Origin of the sequence: Paracoccus sp. DMF (genome assembly GCF_004407025.1) — a bacterium.
In the GTDB taxonomy this organism is placed as follows: Bacteria; Pseudomonadota; Alphaproteobacteria; order Rhodobacterales; family Rhodobacteraceae; genus Paracoccus; species Paracoccus aminovorans_B.
The window spans coordinates 1-1,004 of record NZ_SOKV02000152.1; the positions used below are offsets into that span (position 1 = coordinate 1).

The following is a 1,004-nucleotide window of genomic DNA, read 5'->3' on the forward strand; positions in this document are numbered from 1 at the left end:
AGTCGGAGAGCGGCATGTAGTTGTCGATGCCGACGAAATCGATCTCCGGATCGGCCCAAAGCGGATCGAGGTGAAAGAACACGTCGCCGGTGCCATCGCCCGGCTGGTGCCCGAAATATTCCGACCAGTCGGCGGCATAACCGATCTTCGTGCCAGACCCGAGGATCGACCGCACATCCGAGAGCAGATCCCGATAGGCCTGCACGGCGGGATAAGTGCTGGCGCCCGAGCGGATCGTGGTCAGCCCCGGCATCTCGGTGCCGATCAGGAAGGCATCGACCCCGCCCGCCGCGGCACAGAGATGGGCGTAGTGCAGCACCATGCGCCGCAGGCCCCAGTCGCCAGGCGTGCCAGTCCAGGAGACCGACTGACCCGAAACGCTGAAGCTGCCGGGCGTCGCCGCGCCGAACAGCGCCGCGACCTGGCTTGCGGCCGTGGCGGTCTTGTCCACCGTCCCGGCGAAACCGGCGGCGGGTGAACAGGTGATCCGGCCGCGCCATGGAAAGACCGGCTGACCGGTCTCGGCGGCGTTGTCCGAATACGGGTTCGGCAGTGTGTTGCCGGGCGGCACGTCCATCAGGATGAAGGGATAGAAGGTCACGCGCAGCCCGCGCGCCCTCATCTCCTGGATCGCCTGCACCACGGCGAAGTCGGACGGCGTGCCGCCATAGACGGGGCGGTCCTGATCGTCGCGGCTGACGAGGAAGGCATTGGCACGGCTCACGCCATTCACCGACCAGCTGGCGGGCGTGGTCGACTTGGCCGACACCTCGACGCCCGGCCGCACCCTGCAGGACCCCGCGCGCAGGTCGTCGCCGAACCACGCCACCACGAGGCTGACGCTCTCGACCGCCGGGGCCATCGCCTGCAGCCGGTCGAGCGCCTCCACCATGTCGGTGGAGTCTGCCAGCGCGTTCAGGTTCTCGGGCACCGTCGCGCCGCCATCGGTCTTGCGGATCGCCTGTGTCGCATAGGTGAACTCGCCCGAGGCCGGGATCATGGTG

1 protein-coding gene is annotated in these 1,004 nt (G+C 68.3%); it reads right to left on the minus strand.

Features of this window, described 5'->3' with window-relative positions; genetic code table 11:
- The coding region (locus E3D03_RS20895; RefSeq protein ID WP_263568538.1) for a glycoside hydrolase TIM-barrel-like domain-containing protein at positions 1 to 1,004 on the minus strand (1,004 nt) is incomplete at both ends.